This is a genomic window from Alkalicoccus chagannorensis DSM 18086 (assembly GCF_000429725.1).
GTDB lineage: Bacteria > Bacillota > Bacilli > Bacillales > Salisediminibacteriaceae > Alkalicoccus > Alkalicoccus chagannorensis.
Window position 1 is genome coordinate 72,098 of record NZ_AUCK01000011.1, and the last position, 21,761, is coordinate 93,858.

The following is a 21,761-nucleotide window of genomic DNA, read 5'->3' on the forward strand; positions in this document are numbered from 1 at the left end:
GGCGATCGTCCAATCGATCGCCGGCTCTCGTTTTATGAATCTTTTCGGCGCCTCCTCGTTTATCTCTGTAAGCGTCAAAGAATATGTACCTGTTTAGACACGTGCGCTTCATCTATACTGAAAGCAAGCCAGTAGAGAAGAAGGCATAAGGTCAGGTCTGTTGATTAACCAATATCATCCAAATAATATCTGTTGTTTTTTCTATAAAAACAACAGATATTATTTGGCATACGGAGGGACGCTCTGCTTCCGCCGGGCGCTTTCCGGAGGGGACTCTCTCCGCTAGTCTGCCGCCGGCTGCGCGCAGCTCTTTTTTTTAAAGGCTGCAATGCTTTTTCTCTCTTAGGAAAAACGAGCCTTTCGTTATAATAAAGGAGGATGCTGCATCTTTTCTTCCTTTCTGCTTCGACGATTGCGTGGAGCATAACTCAGAAATTCCAGATGGCCATTCCTCTGTACCGCCAGGCGCAGAGCATGTCCGCCCGTGGGGTGAAACTGGAACGACAGACACTCGCGAACAATTTGGCTGCCGTCGGGAGAAAAAAACTGGCTTTTTGCGAACACTCCTCGTGGCGCGGACGTAAGAGCTCTCCTCTATTCCCTCGTTCATACGGCGCAGGCGAACAGGCTGAACATCCATGCGTACCTGCGCTGTCTGTTGGAAACCCTGCCGAACCTGCCGTCCCTGAGTCCCGATGTTCTAAAGGAGTACCTGCCGTGGGCGCCGGCCATGCAGGAAGCCTTTGTGTACAAGCCGGAATAAGCGTTACCAGCGGCCGATGGGCCGTATACCATTCTTCAAAAAGAGAAGGGTATACGGCTTTTTGGCGTGTCCGAGCAGAAGGCGCGGCTCAGGATCAGCGAGCGGTTTTCTTGCGACGAGTAATCGCAGGAGCAAACGGGCTTCCATGCGACGAGTAATCGCAGGAGCAAACGGGCTTCCATGCGACGAGTAATCGCAGGAGCAGAGCCTGATTTCCGTACGTATTCTTTGACGCTTACGTACCTCTTCTGCTGCATGACTGCTTCCCCTGTTTCAACGTACACGGTCTTGAAGATCCACTCGAATTCTAATGCGGAAAGATAGTCGAAAGCGGTTCCAAAGTATGGTATATTTTATGTATCTCTCTTGGAAAGTAGGGATCCTGTTGAAGCATCGAAAAAACTTTCATTCCATCGAACATACCGGTCGTGACAGAAAAATGTTCACAGTGGCCGGACCGATTTCAGCGGATGTATTAAAAGAAAAATCATTTGATGAAGGGCTCCAGTCTTTCCGAAAGCCGGAGCAGCAGCACAAAGCGCTCATTGATGTGGCAGGCCTTGAGGAAAGCCGCATCATCGCCGCTTTTGACGATGATACAGTAGTCGGCTATGCCGTGTATCTGTATCCGGATGAGATGGAAAGGTGGTCTCAATACCGATTCGAAGACCTTCTTGAGCTTGGAGCGATTGAAGTATCTAACGACTACCGCGGCCATAACCTTGCAAAAACCATCCTCAAAGTATCCATGATGGATGATTCGGTAGAAGATTATATTATTATTACGACAGAGTATTACTGGCACTGGGATTTACGACGGACCAAACTGTCGATCTGGGAATACCGCGACGTGATGGAAAAAGTAATGAATACCGGCGGCCTTCAATGGTACGCTACGGACGATCCGGAGATCTCCTCTCACCCGGCCAACTGTCTGATGGCACGTATAGGCAAGCGCGTGCCGACAGAATCAATTCATGAGTTTGACCGTGTCCGGTTCCGCAACCGGTATATGATCTGATAAAGGAGGCTGATGACATGAAAGTAGAAGAAGTGATGAACACAGAGATTCACTCGGTGACGCCGGGAACCACGCTGCATGAAGCAGCAGCAGCAATGGAAACGCACCACATCCGTCACCTTCCTGTAATTGAAGAAGAATCCGGGGCGCTGCTCGGTATTCTCTCGGATCGAGACATTACATCAGCACCAGAAGGCGCGAAAACGGTGACGGACAGAATGACGGCACCTGTCCATACAGCTTTTACCGGCGATTTTGTCGAAGAAGCGGCCAATCGGATGCTGGAAAACAAGATTCACTGCCTTCCCGTACTCGGCACGGATCAAGTGGTAGGGATGCTCACAGATTCCGACCTCCTGCAGACCCTCGTTCATCTGACAGGATCCAACGCTCCGTCTTCCCGCGTAGAAGTACTCATTCCCGACAAAACAGGAGAGCTTCACGAAGTGACCGGTATCGCAGCTGAACTCGGTCTGGACACGCGGAGCATGTTTATCCTTCCGGATGACGACAACGGGATGAGGGTGGTCATCCGACTGCAGACGATGCGTCCGGACACATTTGTAAAAAAACTGCTGGAGCGCGGCTATCACGTGTTGTGGCCCGTCCCGCTGGGGATGTCCTGATGAGCGGAAGAACCTCTTTCATTTTTTCACCTGAGCAGCTGCAGTATAAGTTTCACGATGACCACCCCTTTAACCAGCAGCGGCTGACGTTGACCAATGACCTGCTGAAAGAAGCAGGTGCTTTATCAGATAAAGATATCCATCCGGCGAGAATGGCAACAATCGAAGAGCTGCTGATGGTGCATGATGAGGATTTTGTTTCTGCGGTGATGAGCGCTACCGAGGGGCAGTTGAAGTCCTCTTATAAAACAAAGTACGGGATAGGTACGGAGGACACCCCGGTTTTTCCAATGATGCATGATGCTGCCGCTTGGCTGGTCGGCGGGACCTTGGAAGCTGCCGACCAGGTGATGACCGGAAGCGTGGATCATGCGTTAAACCTCGGAGGCGGACTGCACCATGGCTTCCGCGGCAAAGCGAGCGGCTTCTGTATCTACAACGACAGTTCTATCGCCATTGAATACATGAAACGGAAATACGGAGCCCGAGTTCTTTACATCGATACCGACGCTCATCATGGAGATGGTGTCCAGTGGGCCTTTTACGATGATCCAGATGTATGTACGCTTTCTTTTCATGAAAGCGGACGATTTCTGTTCCCGGGTACCGGGCATGTATCGGAACGCGGACACGGTGACGGCTATGGAACGTCGTACAACGTCCCGTTTGAGGCCTTCTCGGAAGACGACTCCATGCTGGAAGCGTGCAGAAAGGTAATGCGTGAAGTCGTCTCCACTTTCAAGCCGGACGTGATCCTCACGCAGAACGGCGCAGATGCCCATTACTTCGACCCGCTCACCCATCTGTGCGGAACCGTGGCGTTTTATTATGAAGTGCCGCGGATTGCGCATGAGCTGGCACATGAATTCTGCGGCGGACGCTGGATTGCCGTCGGCGGCGGCGGTTACGACATCTGGCGCGTCGTGCCTCGAGCCTGGGGCGGCCTCTGGCTCGAGATGAGTGAGCAGACGGAGATCATGACCAATCCGATCCCGGAAATATGGCTTCAGCGCTGGCAGGAGCATGCGCCCGTTGCACTGCCGGAGTCATGGCAGGACCCGAAAGGGCTCTATCCCCAAGTTCCCCGCCGGGAAGAAATCAATCGAAAGAATGAACGCACGGTGCAACAGGCACTCAAACAGCTATCTCAGCTTTGATAAACCGCCCTCGTTTCTGAAGGCGCGGAGGATTTTAAACGCAAAAAAGAGGTTCTATCATAAATGTTGGGGGAAGGGCTCATTACCGTGGCACCTTTTCTTCCGTTTCAGGCGGGCCGCCCTATCGGTGCCATTTTGAGAAGCGCCCGATCATGTCTGAGCATGTTCAACATGTGATGGAGAACCAAAAAAGAACGGGCCGTCTCGGTTGTTTTAGAGACGGCCCGGGAACGATCAGCGGAGCCGGCATTTTATGCGGCTCCGCTTCGTGCTGCTGGGTGCTTTTGAAATTAATGTTCGCTGCTGTACTGAAGAATGACTTCCGCCACGAGAGAAGAGGATTTTTCTGCTGCTTCGTACAGCCACTGCTGAAAGGACTCGGGTGCTTCTCCATTCGCTTTATCCGACACCGCCCGCAGCACCACATAGGGAATGCTGTACATCCAGGCAATCTGTGCGGCGGCCGCCCCTTCCATTTCTATGCAGTCTGCACCAAACTGATCCCGCAGCAAGGCTGCCGTTTCCTTATCCGCAATAAACTGATCCCCACTGACAATTTTCCCTGCATGCCAGGTAATATCCTCCCGCTCGGATGCCGCTTTTCTGAACCTCGCAATCCACGCGGCGTCCGAAGGAAAATCGGAAGGACCTTCAAACATCGGAATTTCCCCCGGCTCAAAACCGAGCGGAGCGGCGTTCATATCATGCTGCTGACAGCTCGTGCTGAAGACGATATCGCCGATCTCATATTCCGGATTCGCGGCTCCGGCTGCTCCAGTAAAAAAGATCACATCCACATCAAATAATTGTATCATCGTCTGCGCTGCTGCCGCAGCATTCACCTTGCCGATGCCAGCTCTTGTCAACACCACTTCATGCACACCGCACCTGCCTTCCGCATAGCGGTGAATACCGACATGATGCCTTTCTGCCAGATCGAACACATGAGAAAAGTGTGCGATTTCTTCTTCCATTGCACCGATAATACCAAATTTCATGTGCGTCCCCCCCTTTCATCATTTCCTTTATTTTCTATTTATAGATGCATCTATTATCATAATAACACGGGTCCTCAGGACTTTCCTATATCTCTTATCAGCAGACATGACGGCAGGGATAACAGCTTCATCAACACCCATCCGCTTTCTACCGACAGAAAACCGCACCAGAGAAGAGCTCTAGTGCGGTGTTTCTCTATTTCTTTTGATTCAGCCGGTATCCGTCGGACGATACTGCTTGTCTTCGGCTACCCTTCGTTCTGAACTGGATCTGCAATCACAATCACGACCCGTCGGTTCTGCTGCAGGTTATCTTCGGTCGTATTCGGTGCCACCGGCCGGGTATCCCCGTAGCCAACGGCGGTAAACCGCTGAGGATCCAAGTCTTCCGTTGACGTCAAATAGCGCACGACACTGCTCGCCCGGGCTCCTGACAGTTCCCAGTTCGACGGAAACTGAGCTGTGCTGATTGGACGGCTGTCGGTATGGCCTTCGACTTCTACCTGGTTCGGAATTTGTTCGATGATTTCACCGACCTGATCGAGAAACGGCTGTGCATCGGTGAGAAGGTCCGCACTGGCCGTTTCAAACAGCGCCTGTTCCTGCAGTACGAGCACTACTCCCCGGTCGTCTCTGGAAGCCGTGACTTCTTCGGCGATTTCATGTTCTTCCAGATACTCATTGACCTCTTCGAGCACTTCATCCATCTGGTTGTCGAGCTGCTGTGGATCCATCTCTTCTACTTCTTCAAAGGGATCAATCTGGTCACTGAAAGGATCATCCTGAACTTCCCGGTCTTCTGCAGGATTCTCGAACGGAACGACGGAAGGGAAGTTATCAAAGACAGCCCGGTCCTGGAATGAATCCGCTATCGCTTCAAACCGCTGTGCATCCACGACGGACATCGAAAAAAGCAGAATGAAGAAAACGAGAATCAGCGTCATCATATCGGCATATGTAACCATCCACTTTGGTGCGCCACTTTCACTGTTTCCCCGGTTTTTCCTCTCCATTATTCGACCTGCTCCTCCTGCTCCTCTTCCTCCACTTTCATTCTATCCGGAAGGAAAGCACTCAATTTTTCCTCCAGCACTTTCGGGTTCTGCCCTGACTGGACCCCGATCACCCCTTCAATGATAATCTGCTTGACGAACACTTCTTCTTCCGTGCTGAGCATCAATTTATGGGCCATCGGCGTGAATACCAAGTTCGCCAGCAGCGTTCCGTATAACGTCGTCAGCAGAGCAATCGCCATGTTGGGACCAAGCGTGGACGGATCCTCCAGGTTCTGAAGCATCAGCACCAGCCCGACGAGAGTACCAATCATCCCCCAGGCAGGTGCATATTCAGCGGACTTTTCAAGAATCACTCTGCCTTTACGATGACGTTCTTCCATCGCAACTACTTCCGCCATCATAATATCTTTTATGATATCTGGTTCAATCCCATCGACAGCCAGCAGTACTCCTTTTTCAATAAAGGGGTCTTCCACATCCTCGAGACCTGCTTCCAAAGCAAGAAGCCCTTCTCTTCTTGCCTTGGTGGACAGGTCCACAAATGTGTCAATCAAACCCTGAAGATTGTGAGTTCTTGTCTGAAAGGCTTCCTTCATCACCCTTGGCAGCATCTTCATATCTTCGAGCGAAAAATTTATAAAGAGCGCTGCGCTGAGTCCTCCAAGTACAATCAGCACGGATGTTACCTGCAGGAAGTCTGTCAGCTCTCCCTGGCCGGCTGCGTTCAGGTATACAGCCGCTATCATCGCTGTCATCCCAATGAAAATCCCCAATGGTGTCAGTAAGTCTGTCCTCTTCATAAAACTCTCCCCATCAACCTAGATTCGACGCGTTCTATTCATCTCCCTTAAACGATGTCGATTGACGATACTCAATCCGATGCGGGAGTACCACGGCATTTTCCTGCACCGTTTCCTGGTCCATCAGCTTTGTCAGCAGACGCATGGACACTGCTCCAATGTCGTACATCGGCTGTACGACGGTTGTCAGTGTCGGACGGACCATATTTGCCAGACGAGTGTTGTCAAAGCCAATGATATCGAAGTCGTCCGGAACACTCCAGCCGGCATCCTGTGCACCGTGGATCAGCCCGAGGGCCATTTCATCCGTTGAAGCGAACAAGGCGGTCGGCTTCGGATCCAGCTTCAGGAACTGGTTCATCGCTTCCAGTCCAGAGTCATACGTGTAGTCTCCGATAGAGACCAGGCTGTCATCGAGTTCGAGCCCCGCATCATTCAATGCCTTTTTATATCCAGCGAACTTCTGGTAGCCATTGATTGGATCCTCCAGCGTGCCGGAAAGCATACCAATACGTTTGTGCCCATGATTTATCAGCGCCGTCACCGCGTCGTAGGCTGCACTGCTGTAATCAATATTTACTGAAGGTAACTCCTTCTTCTCATCGATCGTCGCCGAGAGCACAACCGGTACTGGAGACTTCTGGAACGTCTCTTCGTGCTCCGGTGTGATTTCGCCTCCCATGAAGACAATTCCGTCCACCTGTTTCTCCAGCATTGTGTTAATAAGGTGAATTTCTTTGTCTTTGTTCTGGTCAGAATTGCTCAGGATGATATTGTATTTGTACATTGTCGCAATGTCTTCAATCCCTCTGGCAAGTTCTGAGAAGAAGATGCTGGAAATGTCTGGTATAATTACTCCCACCGTCGTCGTTCTCTTGCTGGCGAGGCCTCTCGCGACAGCATTCGGACGGTATCCGAGACGGTCGATCGCCTCCATGACCTTTTTTCTCGTCGTCGGTTTGACGTTCGGATTGCCGTTAACTACCCGGGATACTGTCGCCATCGAAACCCCGGCTTCTCTTGCAACATCATAAATGGTAATATTATTCATCATTGTGCGCTCCTCCTTGCAGTACATACAATTTATTACTTTCATGTTTTCATAGTCATTTTCATGATACGACACTTAGTGGAGGCACGCAAACTATATTTCATATCGGCATCTTTTCCTTTGAATTCAAGCTTTCAGTACTTGTTTTCAAACAGAAATCATACATCAATAGGATAGTACTAGAGAGACTCATAATGAGAAGCAGATAGCAGTCAGCTCATTCCTGCCGCAGCATTTGCGCTTCCGAATCTCCTCTTTTTATCCTGATTCCGCAGAAACATAGAAAAGGACCGTCTCAATACGTTTTTGAGACGGCCCTCCGTGCTTCCAATCAAGCATCTGGAACATGGTCCAGCCGGCTTACTTTACAGGTTCGCCCTGCTTGTAAAGACCGGACTGCTTCAAGTTTTCAAGGAATTCAGCAAACTGCGGAATGTCCATCTGCTGCGCAGAATCGGACAGTGCTACCGCTGGATCCGGATGAACTTCTGTCATGACGCCATCCGCTCCAACAGCAAATGCTGCTTTGGCTGTTGGCAGCAGCAGATCTCTCCGACCGGTTGAGTGCGTCACATCGACCAGTACAGGGAGATGTGTTTCCTGCTTGAGAATTGGTACAGCGGAAATGTCGAGCGTGTTGCGTGTCGCAGTTTCGTACGTGCGGATACCGCGCTCACATAGAATGACCTGGCCGTTGCCCTGCGAATGAATGTACTCGGCAGCATTGATGAATTCTTTAATGGTAGCAGAGAGGCCGCGCTTCAGCAGGATTGGCTTGTTCACTTTTCCTGCAGCCTTCAGCAGCTCGAAGTTCTGCATGTTCCGTGCACCGATCTGAATAACATCAAGGTAGTCGACGGCTTTTTCGACGTCGTGCGGTGTCACAATTTCGCTGATGACAGCAAGATCGTACTTGTCCGCTGCACGCTTCAGAATTTCAAGGCCTTCCATGCCGAGACCCTGGAAGTCGTAAGGAGATGTTCTCGGTTTGAACGCTCCACCCCGCATCAGTTTAATTCCCTGCTTTTTAAGAGCTGCGGCAACTTCATCGACCTGCTCCTGACTTTCTACCGAACATGGACCGGCAATGATGCGCTGCTGTCCATCCCCGATTCGTTCGCCGCGCACTTCAACGATCGTATCTTCCTGCTTCTTCTTCCGTGAAACGAGAAGTGCTTTGCTGTGGTCATCTTCTTGGAGTTCCAGGCTTGCTTTGAAGATTTCTTTGAAAATATGTTGAACGGTCGACGTCTCAAAAGGCCCTGCATTTTTCTCGGTCAGCTTATCCAGCATCGTACGTTCCCGAACCGGATCGAAACGATTCAATCCCTGCGCTGCTTTTACCCGTCCGACTTCCTGTGCAATTTCTGCACGCTTCGTAATCAGCTCCAGCAGCTGGTCATTCACCTCGTCTAATTGCTTTCTCAGCTCTTCCAGTTGTTCGTTGCCCATCATAAAAACTCCTCTCATGCTGCCGGGCCCATGCCCGTGTAAGATTTAATTGTCATTATAAACGATACAATGACAAATGTCAGCCCTTTTTCTTTAATTCTTAAACGCTTTTAAGCGTTAAAGTGATACAACACTGCTGGAACCCTTCTCTGACAAGGGGTTTGAAATCATGTATAATAAAGAAAAAGATCAAAATTATTTTTTTAATCGGGATAAAGGAGATGCTTGCATGAGTTCTTCCTACATATTTGGAATCGATATCGGCACCCGTTCGGTGGTCGGCCTCCTGCTGGAGAAGCGGGAAGAAGGGTACCATGTCATTGATCTTGTCAGCCGCGAACACCAGGAGCGGTCGATGCTTGATGGACAGATTCATAACGTCATGGAGACGGCCGAAACGATCAGCTGGGTGAAAGAGAAGCTGGAGAACAAGCACGGCCCCCTGCCCCGCGTCTGCGCAGCCGCCGCAGGCAGGTCGCTGCAGACGCAGCGGGCGGAAAAAGAGATAGCGATTCAAGGAAGCCCTATTATTAACCGGGAATCCCTCCTTCACATGGAACTCGCTGCAGTCCAGCAGGGTCAGCACGAGCTTGCTCAAAGCAGCACCGGCAGCGAGGTGTATTGCGTCGGATATTCCGTTCTGAACTATAAGCTCGATGGCGAACTGATTGGCAGCCTCATCGATCAGCAGGGCCATACCGCCTCGGTGGAGGTCATAGCAACCTTTCTGCCAAAAGTCGTCGTCGAATCGCTGATTGCAGCGCTCCAACGCGCGGGTCTGACGCTCGAAGCACTGACGCTGGAACCCATCGCTGCTATCCAGGTCCTCGTCCCCGCTTCGATGCGGAGGCTGAACATCGCCCTGGTGGATATTGGCGCGGGGACTTCCGACATTGCTATCACCGATCAAGGCACCGTGACCGCCTACGGCATGGTGCCAATGGCTGGAGATGCGGTAACCGAAGCCGTCAGCGACCAGTATCTGCTGGACTTTCCGGATGCCGAGATACTGAAAAGACAGCTTCATGCAAATGAGGAAGTCGAGATGCAGGATGTTCTCGGCATGGTCTCTTCCCGGCCTGCTGCAGCTGTGATCGAGGAACTGCAGCCAGTTGTCCGGGATATAGCTTCGAATATCTCCAGAGAAATACTCCGCCTGAACGGACGTCCGCCGAAAGCGGTAATGCTTGTCGGCGGCGGTGCGCTGACCCCCAACCTGCCGGAACTGGTAGCACAGAACCTCGAACTTCCGGCCGACAGAGTAGCGGTGCGCGGCACGGACGCGGTCAAAAACTTGTCGTTTCCGGATCATATTCAACCGACACCAGAACTCGTGACGCCCGTTGGGATCGCTGCTGCAGCCCGGGAACATCCAATCGAGTACTTGAGCGTAACCGTGAACGGCTCCTCTGTGCGGCTCTTTGATATGAAGAACGTCACGGTCGGCGATGCATTGATTGCTTCAGGCGTCCAGCTCTCCGATCTGCACGGACGCCCCGGTCTGGCTTCCATCGTGAAAATCAATGAAAGGTCCACCACCATTCCCGGCACCCATGGATATCCTCCCCGGCTTACAGTCAACGGGGAAAATGCCGGGGTGGAAACGTCCGTGCAGGACGGCGATGCCGTCGTCATCAGCAGAGGAGACGATGGCAGTCCTGGAAGCGCCGTTATCGCTGACCTGCTGGACGACCAGCTCCACCTGCAGGTGACAATCAATCACGAGCCGGTTACCATCGAAGCGGACATCGCCTTAAACGGCATTCCCGTGACATCCGAACATCCGGTGTCGGATAAGGACAACATTTCCATCTCGTACCCCAAAACGTGCGGAGACGTTCTATCGTGGACAGGCGAACAAACATCCCCTCAAGGGACGGCCTGGGTAAACGAAGAACCTTTTTCCTGGGGGAGAGAGAGTCATCTTACGAAAAACGGCCGGCCGGCTGAGCATGACACCAAGATCTATTCCGGCGATGTACTCCATGTGGAAACGAGAGAAACAGAGACCCCGACCATCAAAGACCTGCTTCTTCAATACGACGAGGAGGCCGTTAAAGACATCCACGTGTCCTTTCAGGGGAAGCCTCTGTATCTGGAGCGCGCTGCCCGCTCCTGCCTCGTGGAGGGAGAGCCTGTTCCTCTGGAGACCCCTGTCTCGGACGGCTGGACCATCGAGACCGAAAAACGGGACCCCGGTGCTTTCATCTTCCAGGACGTTTTCGCCCAGGTGGATATCGAGCAGCCAGCGGACCAGACGAAGCAGCCCGTCATTCTGCGTAACGGAGAACATGCACAGTTTTCCAGCCTCATCCGGCACGGAGATGAACTCGAACTGAAGTGGATCGCGAGCAGCCGGAATGCTTCCTCCTGATGCGGCAGCACAAGCACCATTGTGGCAGGCATCTGCCGGGCGGCTGAAATGCATGCTTGCTGCCCCGCAAGAAAAACAAGAACGTGCCTCAACACAAAGACCGGCAGGAAATTAATCCTGCCGGTCTTTGTTGTGTTTCTCACGCTCTTCTACTTCTTTAATCAGCTGTTCCACCGACCGCTGCAGATCTTCTACTTCCTGCCGGACCGAAGACGCAATATCTTCGGACATGTCGTCAAAATCATCAATCAGATAATCCGCGGAATCGGTCAGTTCGCGCATGTCACGCTTCAGGTTTCTTGAAATGCGCTTTACTTTAGTGACCAGGCTCGTCGTGCCTTCTCTCGCCTGTTCGTTAATTCCTTCGCGCAGCTCTCTTCCGGAAGAAGGGGCGATGAGAAACGCTGCGCCCGCTCCGGCGATCACGCCGCATAGTGCACCAATGAAAAAATCCTTTGTGTTCATACCCTGCTCTTCACTCATGTCAAACCAGCCTCCTTATTGAGTTCCACTGCCAGCTGTTTCTTTTCTCTCCTGTTCCGCTTTTTTCTTTTTCCAGCGTGTCCAGAGTTCCAGGGCAACATTGCCCCACTGAACGGCTTTAGCCGCCTGCTCTGACCGTTCATCCGCCTGCTTGGATACAGTATCGGATACCCGTTTGACCGATGTGTTCATGTTCTGGAAGGTAACGCCGAGATCCTGCGCAGCCAGAAAAATCGAATTGAGCGTGTCCGACTTGTGCTGAATGTCGTCTGCCAGGGCATTCGTTTTATGTAGCAGATTGGTTGATTCATTCGTAATGCCATTCACCTGCTCCTGCAGTTCCTCCACCGTTGTCGTGACGTTGTCCATCGTTTTTCGCAGTGCTTTCAGCGTAGCAACAAAATAAATAACGAGCATGGCGAACGCAAGTGCAATAATCAGGATGCTGATATAGAGAAGCCATTCCATGATGATGTCCTCCTTCAAAAAGTATGTAGTCTATTCCCCTATTGAACAGGATTCGCCATTCATTGTCAAAATCCTGCTGAAAAATGATCATTGCTGGTATTCTTTTCGGTATGCGGTTACAATATGAACCGTATGACAATATTTTCACAGGAGAGGATAGCCATGCGTGACGCAAGATTGAATACCCTGGCACGAAATCTGATTCGATACTCTACTGATCTCCAGCCCGGCGAAAAGCTGCTTATTGAGAATTTCGGCGTCCAGAAAGAACTGGTCAAAGCGTTAGTGGAGCAGGCCTATGAAGCAGGGGGTCTACCCTTTGTTTCCCTGAAAGAGCATGATATAAACCGGAGCCTGCTTCAAGGTGCCACGGAAGCACAGCAGGACTGGACTGCACATTTCGAAGCCGAAGTCATGAAAAACATGGATGCCTATATCGGCCTGCGTGCAGGCAGCAACATCAGCGAACTTTCAGACGTGCCTTCAGACAAAATGAGCCTGCATCAGAAAAAAGTGTTCACGGAAGTCCACCGGCGTATCCGCGTACCGGATACGAAATGGGTGGTTCTCCGGTATCCAACCGAATCGATGGCCCAGCTTGCAGGAATGAGTACGGATGCCTTCGAGGACTTTTACTTCAATGTATGCAACCTCGACTACGCTCATATGGATCGGGAAATGGATGCCCTTGTCCGCCGTATGGAAGCGGCTGATCACGTACGTATCACCGGTGAAGGCACCGACCTCCGCTTCTCCATCCAAGATATTCCCGCGATCAAATGCGCCGGCCGCCTGAATATTCCTGACGGCGAAGTTTATACCGCGCCGGTGAGAGATTCCGTCAACGGCACCATCACGTACAACACGGCATCCCCATATCAGGGAACGACGTTCGAGCAGATTCAGTTTACGTTTGAGAATGGCAGAATCGTGTCCGCTTCTTCCAGCGACACGAAGAAGATCAATGAGATTCTCGACACGGATGAAGGGGCACGCTACATCGGTGAATTCGCCATCGGCGTGAATCCGTATATTCAGGACCCGATGCAGGATATTCTCTTTGATGAGAAAATCGACGGCAGTTTCCACTTCACTCCGGGGCAGGCGTACGACAATGCCTATAACGGCAATGATTCCGCTGTCCACTGGGATATTGTGCAGATCCAGCGGGCCGAATACGGCGGAGGCCGGATCTATTTCGACGACGAACTCATCCGGGAAAACGGACGGTTTGTCACGGAGGACCTCAAAGGCTTGAATCCGGAAAACCTCAAGTAAACAGCAGAAGCTTGCATGCTGAGCGAAACACAGGGGCGTCTCTATTCACCATGGAGACGCCCCTGAATCGTTTCTATACACCGCAGCTCCCGACGACTTCGGCGCGCAGGTTCCCGCTCGTCTGCAGTTGGAGGACGGCGCGCCTGCGCACCATCTTCTAATGACGGCTGCATAGCAGCGGCATCCTCTACTTTTCCTGAACCTGCTCCGGTTCCGTTTTTTCATAGGCCGCCTGGTATTTCTGCACATCCCCTGCTCCCATGAACAGCAGGACGGCACTGTCATGCTGATGAAGTCGTTTCATCTCCGCTTCGGTGATCAACGACGCACCGGGGATGCGTTCTTTCAGATCATCAATCGACAGCGCCGCTTCCTTCTCACGGGCAGAAGCGAAGATATCGCACAAATAGACATGATCGGCTTCCTTCAGCGTATCCGCAAACTCCTGCAGAAACGCTTCTGTACGAGAAAACGTGTGCGGCTGGAACACCGCGGCTATTTCCCGGTCGCTGTATTTATTTCTCGCAGAATCGATCGTCGCCCGGATTTCCGTTGGGTGATGCGCATAGTCGTCCACGAGAATCTGATTGTAAAACGGCTTTTCGGAGAAACGGCGCTTGACGCCGGTAAATGTTTTCAACTGCTGCTGCACAATAGCAAGGTCGATGCCTTCATGCCGGCAGAGGGCAATCACGCTGAGTGCATTCAATACTTGATGAGAACCGTATCCAGGTATCACAAACGACCCGAGCTGCTCGTCTCCCGCGGCTGCGTTGAAATGTGTACCACTGCTGTCGGTTGTCACCTCGTATGCCCTTATATCATTATTCTCATGAAAGCCGTAGTAAATCACAGGGACATCTGCCTTCAGTTGAGGCAGGTACTCATCGTCCCCGCAGGCAAACACCGCTTTTTTCACTTGTAAAGCCATCGACTGAAATGCATCGAATACATCCCACACGTCTTCAAAATAATCCGGATGGTCGAAATCAATGTTCGTCATGATCGCGTAATCGGGATGATAATGCAGGAAGTGACGTCGGTATTCGCACGCTTCAAAAGCAAAGTAACGGCTGTCTTTATGTCCTTCCCCGGTCCCGTCACCAATCAAATACGTGATCGGCCCTGCTCCTCTGAGAACATGAGAAAGCAGACCAGTGGTCGACGTTTTGCCGTGCGCACCAGTGACCGCAATGCTTTTGAACTTCGTCAGAAATGTTCCAAGAAAGTCCGGATAGGAATGAACGGTCATGCCGCTGTCTTCCGCCTGCTTCACTTCGACATTTGTGCTGTTATAGGCCGGTGAAGCAATGATCGTCTGCTCCGGCTGAATGTTGGATGCCTGAAACGGCAGCAGTGGTATGCCGCGTTTTTCAAGAGGCCGCTGTGTAAAAAAACGTTTGTCTACATCTGATCCCTGTACTTGTTCGTTCATGTCACTCAATATTTGTGCAAGGGCGCTCATGCCCGATCCTTTAATTCCGATGAAATGATAGTGTGTCATTTCTTTGAGCCTCCGAACCATAAATAAGTAATCGCCGCCTCTCTCTTCCCGGCAGCGGTGCTTTCCATTATAGCAGAGAGCGGCAGCTCCTGCTACGGGCGATCAACCTGAGACATCGTCAAAAAAGCAACGCCGGCCTCTTTCATGTACCGTTGATAAGACTTTTCTCCCATATTCCACTGATTTTCAAGCGTCTCCAAAAACCGTTTTTCTTCTGCCTCCGCCAGCTGTATCATAGGTCCCGCTGCCCGGCGTTCCGTGCCGATAATCGTCGTACGGCAGAGAATCCAGCTGTTTTCTGATGCTGTGAGCGGCTTCTTCAGGCCGCTTAATTTGTATTTCCTGCTATCTTCCCAGCACTGCGCGTAGCAGACGCCGTTGTGAGATTCGGTCACAAAATAAGGCTCGAGCCTCATCAGCATAAAGAGTCCTGCTGCGCCGAGTTCTGCACTCGTCATCGCATGCTGTTCCCGTCGGACGAACAAATCCAACGGGCGGGAACCTACAACGGTCACATAGTCCAGCATCAACCAGTACAAAAAGTGTTCGTATACAGCATCTGTGCCCTGGTCCACATCCATGCCAGTCAAGTCTTGGAAAAGGTGCTTTGCTCTCACTTTCTCCCGCAGGTTCACTCCGGAGAGGGCTTCCTGTCTGATCATGGAAAGGAACGACTGGGCTGCTTCCAGCTCCTGCCGCTCTTTCTCCTGTTTAGCAGCTTCAAAATCGATCGAGGAGTAAATATTCTTTTTCTTTTTCATCCTGCTACTCTCCCCTTTTTAAGAACAAAAGCGCGCAGCGCCTCTTGTTCCTGAGAATGAACGGAACCGCCGTCTGCGCCTGTGGGCAACCCTATGCAGGTTCCTCCCCTTCTGCAGACGACACGACCAACGTTCTGGACGGCCCCGGTCTGTCTTTCTCTTCTCACAAAAAAGCGTGCAGCATGGACCAGATACCCTCCGGTACGATCTGCTGCACACTTTATCTGCGCCTGATTATGTGGAATACGTACGTTTCTCCAGCTGTATCGGATGAAGCCGCTCGTTTTCCCTGTATTTCCTGCCTTCTTTTGCCTCGGGACGGCCATTCAGAAGCACGTTGTCTCCGGTAAAACCGATGTTCACTTTCAACAGGCTGCTTCCTACTCCGTACATATCCACCGGCACACCGCTTTTCTCATACGAAGCAATCCGCTCTGCATCAAACCCGCCGGAAGCAACAATTTTCACGTGATGAAATCCTTCTTCATCAAGCGCTCTACGAAGAGCAAACAGCAGTTTTGGATTGACTCCCCGCGGATCAAAGCTCCCGAGAATATCGGGGTTCCGTGTAAAGTAGCGGTCTACCATTTGATTGGATGTATCCACCCTGACTCCGCTGAGTTCCCGGCCGAACGCGCGGGCAGCTTTCAGGGAATCTTCAATGACATCGTTATTATAGTCTACCAGTGCAAGCAGCTCATCATCCGGGAACGTCTTCTGATAGGCCTTGGTCGCCTCCACAATATCCCCTTCAAACAGCTGAATGAGCGCATGAGGCATCGTGCCGATCCCTTTCTTCCCCCACCATTCGTTCATGGCATGGGTCGCCTGCGCTTTGGATCCACCGATAAAAGCGGCATAGCCGTCTCCGGACTGCATGGTGAAGTGATCATCGCGGTCTCCCATGAAAATAACGGGCTTTTCCTCACCGGATGTTTTCGCCGCACTGACGACTTCGTACACATTCGTTGCGACGGAGGACCGCCGTGCGAGAATGCCGTCAATCACACCTTCAAGAAATCCAAAATGCTGGTAGGGCCCCGTGATCGTCAGGACAGTTTCAAATGGCTCAATTTTATCTCCATCCTCCAGCGAATGAACGTCGAGCTGATCCGGATTGACGGCAAATTCCTGCAGCAGTGCCAGGACTTCATCTGTACCGCACAGCACAGCGTGGTTCTTCTGAAAAAACTGCATTGTCACTTCATTCGATGGCACGAGTTCTTCCGCAATTTTTTTCGTTTTTAAAAAATAAACAGCAGAGAACCATCCATCTCCGACTCGTTCGTCGAATTTGAACGTTTTGTTGGTAAGCCGGCTGATCTTTCCCTGCAGCTTTAATGTTATTTCCTTCATGAATCAAGTTCTCCTTGTCATCATTTACATACTTTATTACTAATGAAGCAGGATCTCCTCTGACTGTTCTGTGATGACTGCTTCCATGATCTCCACGATATCATCCTCGCCTACCGTCTCCAGGCCATGGCGGAGAACAATATCTTTTGTCCGTTCAACGTATTTTAATAAGTGGAACTTTTCCGGTGAAACATACTGAACAAGGTCTCCCAAAGAAATTTGATGCATGGACATCTCCTCCCTGGCTTTTGTTCTATTGTTTCCCGTGATCACGGTTCCCTGCGGGACGGACACAGCCCTATTGTACCCGAAAATTGACGGACTGTGTAGTCTTCCTGTTCTATTACCCTTTTCCCGGTCATTTAATCCTCACCAGCACCGGTGCGGCCGTAGACGTCTCTCGGTTTAGAACCCTTCGCCGCAGAAATCATACCATCTGCTTCCATATCGTCCATCAGCCTGGCTGCACGGTTATAGCCGATCTGGAAATGGCGCTGCAGCATGGATGCGGATGCGCTCTGTTTTTCCTCTACAAACGCCTTGGCCTCTTCATAAAGGACATCATCGGAGGAAACCTGTCCCGGCTTGATATCCATTGGTTCAAAAAGGGGCGGTGGTTCCGGATAGGCCAGCGCAGCTGCTTCGACTACCTTTTCAATTTCTTCGTCTGTAATAAAGGTTCCCTGCAGCCGGACGGCCTTGGAGGCTCCCATCGGATGGTAGAGCATGTCCCCTCTGCCGAGAAGCCGCTCTGCTCCTCCACCGTCCATAATGGTTCTCGAATCCGCCTGAGAGGAAACGGAAAAGGCGATTCGTGTTGGTATATTCGCTTTCATCAATCCGGTAATCACGTCGACAGAAGGGCGCTGGGTGGCGACAAGCAGATGAATCCCGCAGGCTCTCGCTTTCTGCGCGAGCCGGCAGACAGCGCTCTCCACATCGGATGGTGCAGCCATCATCAAGTCGGCCAGCTCATCAATGACAATAACCAGCTGAGGCAGCTTCTCCTCCTGCTTCTGGTTGTACCGGGCAAGGTCACGGACCCCGGCTTCAGCAAGAAGTTCATAGCGGCGCTCCATTTCAGCAACGGCCCAGTTCAGGGCGGCCGACGCTTCTTTCGGTTCCGTAATTACCGGACCTGCCAGGTGCGGAATTCTTCGGAACGGAGCGAGCTCGACCACTTTCGGGTCAATCAGCAGCAGCCGTACTTCTTCTGGAGATGCTTTGAAAAGGAGACTTACCAGAAGCGAATTGATGCAGACACTTTTTCCGGATCCGGTAGCACCGGCGATCAGCCCGTGCGGCATGCCTGCGATGTCCACTGTCACGGGATTCCCGGCGATATCCACACCGAGGGCTGCAGTCAGCCTGGAATCGGCTTGCTGAAACGCAGGGGTGTGCAGTATTTCCCGGAGGCCTACCGGACGGGGAACGGGGTTGGGAACTTCAATTCCGACCGTTGTTTTCCCCGGAATCGGCGCTTCCATCCGGATATCCGTCGCAGCGAGGCTGCGCTTCAGATCATCACTGAGCTGGACGATTCTGCTGACCTTGATGCCGGGAGCCGGCTGGACTTCGAAGCGCGTGACGGACGGGCCGCTCGTCGTGGAGACAACCGCTGCATCCACCCGGAAATACGCGAGCGTGTTGTTGAGTTCCTCTGAGGTCCTGTCCACCCACGACTGCTGGCCTTCCGGTACTTCTTTGGGCACGTGGAGGAGGTGAAGACCGGGTTTTTTCGCCTGCCCCGCCGATCTCCGCCGCTGCTTCACATAATCCTGCGGCTTCATCAGCACGTTGTACGGCTCGGAGGAGGTACGGACCCCTTTCGGCTGCGGTTCACGACCCTGCTTCTTTTCACCGGCGGCAAAACGCGGTGCCGTCACCTGTCTTTCGTCCATCTCCCGCCGGCGTGCACGCTCGGCCCGGCTCTCATGATGCTGCTGCCCCGGTTGTTCATCGGGCTGCGCCGGTTCTGGTTCCGTGTGAGCTGCAATCGGCTCATCGATGGATTCCTGCCATTCTACTTCCGCACCCGGCGCCGTCTCTTCTTCCTCTTGAACCGGTTCTTCTTCTCTTTCGATTACCGGAGGTGGACCCTCGTCAAAAAATACCAGTGGAGAGGGTTCTTCTGGTTGAAGTTCTCGTTTCCTAAGCTCTTCAGGGTCTGCTTCCTCTGCAGGCATGCGTGGATAGCCCCGCAGTCCGTGAATCGGACTGGGTATTTCCTGCACTTGAAACGGCCGCTTCTGGAAGGACGGGGTTTCCTTATGTACGCTGGGGCTTTTCTTCTCAGACGTATGTTTCTTTTCAGACGTATTCTTCTTCCCTTCTGCGCTCTTCCGCTTCCCCTGCTTCGTCTCTTCTTTTCGCGTATGCTGACGCGCAGCAGGCCTGTCTTCTTTCGGTTTTCCTTCCGGATAACGATGGAGCATTTTTACCGGAGCGAGGTCCGGCCAGTGTTTTTGTCTTGTCATCTATCGGCAGCGCAGCGCCCGGCTCTTCGTCACCGGGTACGTTCTTGCCTGTAAAGCAGCTGCGCCTTCCTCCCTTCACCTGCTTCTTCAGCAGGAGCAGCAGAAACGTCCCGCAAAAACGCGGCCTTGACACTGAACGTCAGGACCGCGCCTTCTCCGGGAGTACCCAGCGTACTCCTCTTATTCTCAGCATACATCATCAGACATCTTCATTCATCCATCTTTTTTCGTATCCTTCGGCTTTTTCCTCGCCAGAATAAACAGCGGCTCGAGCGCACCGTTCTCATATAGCAGCGGCAGAGCCGTGAGAGGGATGTGCCCTTCGGAGAAGAATTTGAAAGCCATCTGAGCAATGACATCGTAGCCGGATTCATTTCGAATATCAGCCAGAATCAGCACATCATGATGGGGCACCGCTGCGACAAAATCACCTTCTACCTCGTCTGCCATGCGGTCCAGGAGCTGCTGATCCAGCAGCCGGCTCGCTTCGTAACCGTCTCCGGTGTGAAGGAAGTAAAAGATATTCCCGGCCGTTTCATCTTTCTTCCACTCGACCGGCAGGGACCGCAGATTGAATGCAGCAGTCTCTTTGATCTGTTCTTCCGTCGTTCCTGCTTCCTCGATCATGCGCTCATCAATCATCGTATAGGAGGAACCTTCGTCCACGGCATAAAAGACTGCTGTCTCTGCAGTATGCTCGGTGGAGAGGAGCTGTTTTCCGACACCGAAGTCCGGTGTCCGCAGTACCGGATAAATCCGGTCCTCGTTTCCTTTAATGGACGCGCGTTCGACGAGCAGGCGCATGCCTTCTTTGATCTGCGAGACCGTACTTTCCGCTGCCTCATCCGGACTGGTTTCGAATTTCTCTGTTAAATTTGCCAGGCGCACAGTAATTCCCTGATCCACCCGCTTGTCGACGACTCGGAACGTATTCTGGTCTTTGTCAAAGGACGTAACCCAGTTGTCGTTTTCCAGGCGCTTTTCAAGCTCCCGTTTGATTTCTATCGGTTTCATCTATGCTGACCTCCTCAGGATTGTTCAATTTTCATATCACCAAACTGAATCCATTCTTTTCTTCGCATCCATTCGGAGACCATCAGGCTGATGACAGCTGGCAGGATGAAGTGGAAAAGAAGTATGCCGGTCCAGACATCAGCCGAAGCCCCCATCGTATTGATGGTCATGATCTGGCCGACAAATCCGCTCGATCCCATGCCTGCTCCTTCCGGATTGTTCTCCATTTGAAACAGCATAACTGCCAAAGGACCTGCAATTGCGGCAGCTGCTGTCGGCGGTATGAGAATCTTTGGATTGCGGACAATGTTGGCAATTTGAAGCATGGACGTACCAATACCTAATGCTACCAGACCTGACCCTTTATTTTCACGATAACTGCTTACTGCAAATCCAACCATCTGTGCGGTGCACCCGACGGTGGCAGCACCGGCTGCAACGCCTTCCAGCTGAAGCAGTATAGCCACTGCAGCACTGGAAATAGGTGCTGTCAGCGCAAGTCCCATAAACACTGCCGTAATGAGGCCCATCACGAGCGGCTGCTGTTCGACGCCCCACATGAGAAACTGACCGAATTGAAGCAGTACTGCTTCCAGGGGAGGTCCTGCCGCTGCGGCTCCAGCGGCTCCCGCAAAAATCGTAACCGCAGGCGTAACGAGGATATCGATTTTCGTTTCCTGCGATACGAGTTTCCCCGCCTCGACAGCAAAGATGGAAGCAGCAAAGCTGCCTGCTGGCCCCGCGGCATCATACCCTGCCGCCCCTGCAAAAAGAGCAGCGAACAGGACCATCCTTGGTGCTTTGAGCCCATAGGCCACAGCGGCACCAATGGCTGGTCCCGCAAGTGCCATGGCAGAAGTACCGATCTCACTCAGCCACTCCAGAGGCACGCCTGCTTCTGTCCCGAGGTCACCCATCGTCTGCATGATCAAACCGACGATCAGCGTAGAAAACAGCCCGAGTGCCATGTAGCTGAGCGCGGTGATCCCGTAAGCTCTGAGGCTGGGTTCGACCCCTTTTTTTTGTAACCATGCCCGCATAATTTCGCCTTCTTTCTCCGGAAATAGTGGGCCGTAGCCTTCTTCCCCACTCTTATCTTAGAACAAAAGCGCAGAGCGCCTTCTGGTCGGAACGGCGTGCCTCGTCGCTGCAGGCTTTTCCA

The 21,761-nt window shown here is 52.1% G+C and carries 20 protein-coding genes; 6 read left to right on the forward strand and 14 right to left on the reverse strand.

Annotation, left to right across the window (positions count from 1 at the left end; genetic code table 11):
• Positions 1-378: 378 nt before the first annotated feature.
• The 4 genes from G477_RS21700 (at position 379) to G477_RS0107635 (ending at position 3,567) form a co-directional block, all read left to right on the forward strand.
• Entirely contained in the window at positions 379-921 is a 543-nt protein-coding gene (locus G477_RS21700; RefSeq protein ID WP_026697440.1) for an IS66 family transposase, read from the forward strand.
• 227 nt (positions 922-1,148) lie between these two features.
• Complete coding sequence (locus G477_RS0107625) at positions 1,149-1,784, forward strand: GNAT family N-acetyltransferase (protein ID WP_026697441.1); 636 nt, start codon at positions 1,149-1,151, stop codon at positions 1,782-1,784.
• Positions 1,785-1,801: 17 nt separating this feature from the next.
• Positions 1,802-2,410, forward strand: a complete 609-nt coding sequence (locus G477_RS0107630; RefSeq protein ID WP_026697442.1) for a CBS and ACT domain-containing protein — start codon at positions 1,802-1,804, stop codon at positions 2,408-2,410.
• Complete coding sequence (locus tag G477_RS0107635; protein WP_026697443.1) at positions 2,410-3,567, forward strand: acetoin utilization protein AcuC; 1,158 nt, start codon at positions 2,410-2,412, stop codon at positions 3,565-3,567. The genes G477_RS0107630 and G477_RS0107635 overlap by 1 nt, the downstream gene beginning before the upstream one ends.
• A gap of 290 nt (positions 3,568-3,857) precedes the next feature.
• Here G477_RS0107635 and G477_RS0107640 read toward each other — a convergent pair whose 3' ends face one another.
• From G477_RS0107640 to G477_RS0107660, 5 genes are all read right to left on the reverse strand, one after another.
• Positions 3,858-4,565 carry a 5'-methylthioadenosine/adenosylhomocysteine nucleosidase gene (locus tag G477_RS0107640; RefSeq protein ID WP_026697444.1) on the reverse strand — a complete coding sequence of 236 codons (708 nt, stop codon included), beginning with the start codon at positions 4,563-4,565 and terminating at the stop codon, positions 3,858-3,860.
• 248 nt (positions 4,566-4,813) lie between these two features.
• Complete coding sequence (gene motS / locus G477_RS0107645) at positions 4,814-5,578, reverse strand: flagellar motor protein MotS (RefSeq protein ID WP_026697445.1); 765 nt, start codon at positions 5,576-5,578, stop codon at positions 4,814-4,816.
• Positions 5,578-6,381 (reverse strand): flagellar motor protein MotP, encoded by an 804-nt coding sequence (motP, locus tag G477_RS0107650; RefSeq protein ID WP_026697446.1) that lies wholly within the window; start codon positions 6,379-6,381, stop codon positions 5,578-5,580. The genes motS and motP overlap by 1 nt, the downstream gene beginning before the upstream one ends.
• A 34-nt stretch (positions 6,382-6,415) precedes the next feature.
• Positions 6,416-7,432: a catabolite control protein A gene (gene ccpA, locus G477_RS0107655; protein ID WP_026697447.1), complete on the reverse strand. Its 1,017-nt coding sequence runs from the start codon at positions 7,430-7,432 to the stop codon at positions 6,416-6,418.
• 360 nt (positions 7,433-7,792) lie between these two features.
• Positions 7,793-8,884, reverse strand: a complete 1,092-nt coding sequence (locus G477_RS0107660; RefSeq protein WP_026697448.1) for a bifunctional 3-deoxy-7-phosphoheptulonate synthase/chorismate mutase — start codon at positions 8,882-8,884, stop codon at positions 7,793-7,795.
• A gap of 229 nt (positions 8,885-9,113) precedes the next feature.
• Between G477_RS0107660 and pilM the strand changes: the two genes are divergently transcribed.
• Positions 9,114-11,258, forward strand: a complete 2,145-nt coding sequence (pilM, locus tag G477_RS0107665) for a pilus assembly protein PilM (protein WP_026697449.1) — start codon at positions 9,114-9,116, stop codon at positions 11,256-11,258.
• A 111-nt stretch (positions 11,259-11,369) separates the two neighbouring features.
• Here the strand turns inward: pilM and G477_RS0107670 are convergent, their stop codons facing one another.
• Positions 11,370-11,741: a YtxH domain-containing protein gene (locus tag G477_RS0107670; protein WP_026697450.1), complete on the reverse strand. Its 372-nt coding sequence runs from the start codon at positions 11,739-11,741 to the stop codon at positions 11,370-11,372.
• 15 nt (positions 11,742-11,756) lie between these two features.
• Positions 11,757-12,209: a DUF948 domain-containing protein gene (locus G477_RS0107675; RefSeq protein ID WP_026697451.1), complete on the reverse strand. Its 453-nt coding sequence runs from the start codon at positions 12,207-12,209 to the stop codon at positions 11,757-11,759.
• A gap of 162 nt (positions 12,210-12,371) precedes the next feature.
• On the opposite strand from G477_RS0107675, the gene G477_RS0107685 reads away from it, so the two are divergent.
• A complete protein-coding gene (locus tag G477_RS0107685; protein ID WP_026697452.1) occupies positions 12,372-13,487 on the forward strand; it encodes an aminopeptidase in 1,116 nt (371 codons plus the stop codon).
• Positions 13,488-13,674: 187 nt separating this feature from the next.
• Here the strand turns inward: G477_RS0107685 and murC are convergent, their stop codons facing one another.
• From murC to G477_RS0107725, 7 genes are all read right to left on the reverse strand, one after another.
• Positions 13,675-14,991 carry a UDP-N-acetylmuramate--L-alanine ligase gene (murC, locus tag G477_RS0107690; protein ID WP_026697453.1) on the reverse strand — a complete coding sequence of 439 codons (1,317 nt, stop codon included), beginning with the start codon at positions 14,989-14,991 and terminating at the stop codon, positions 13,675-13,677.
• 92 nt (positions 14,992-15,083) lie between these two features.
• Positions 15,084-15,752: a hypothetical protein gene (locus tag G477_RS0107695; RefSeq protein ID WP_026697454.1), complete on the reverse strand. Its 669-nt coding sequence runs from the start codon at positions 15,750-15,752 to the stop codon at positions 15,084-15,086.
• 234 nt (positions 15,753-15,986) lie between these two features.
• Positions 15,987-17,108 carry a nicotinate phosphoribosyltransferase gene (locus tag G477_RS0107700; protein ID WP_026697455.1) on the reverse strand — a complete coding sequence of 374 codons (1,122 nt, stop codon included), beginning with the start codon at positions 17,106-17,108 and terminating at the stop codon, positions 15,987-15,989.
• 39 nt (positions 17,109-17,147) lie between these two features.
• Entirely contained in the window at positions 17,148-17,336 is a 189-nt protein-coding gene (locus G477_RS0107705) for a hypothetical protein (protein ID WP_026697456.1), read from the reverse strand.
• Positions 17,337-17,470: 134 nt separating this feature from the next.
• On the reverse strand, positions 17,471-19,585 hold the full coding sequence (locus G477_RS19040) for a DNA translocase FtsK (RefSeq protein ID WP_051287799.1): 2,115 nt from the start codon (positions 19,583-19,585) through the stop codon (positions 17,471-17,473).
• Between the two features lie 213 nt (positions 19,586-19,798).
• Positions 19,799-20,599, reverse strand: coding sequence for a DUF1444 family protein (locus tag G477_RS0107720; RefSeq protein ID WP_026697457.1), 801 nt, complete (start codon positions 20,597-20,599; stop codon positions 19,799-19,801).
• A 14-nt stretch (positions 20,600-20,613) separates the two neighbouring features.
• Positions 20,614-21,639, reverse strand: a complete 1,026-nt coding sequence (locus tag G477_RS0107725; RefSeq protein WP_026697458.1) for a PTS sugar transporter subunit IIC — start codon at positions 21,637-21,639, stop codon at positions 20,614-20,616.
• Positions 21,640-21,761: the final 122 nt, after the last annotated feature.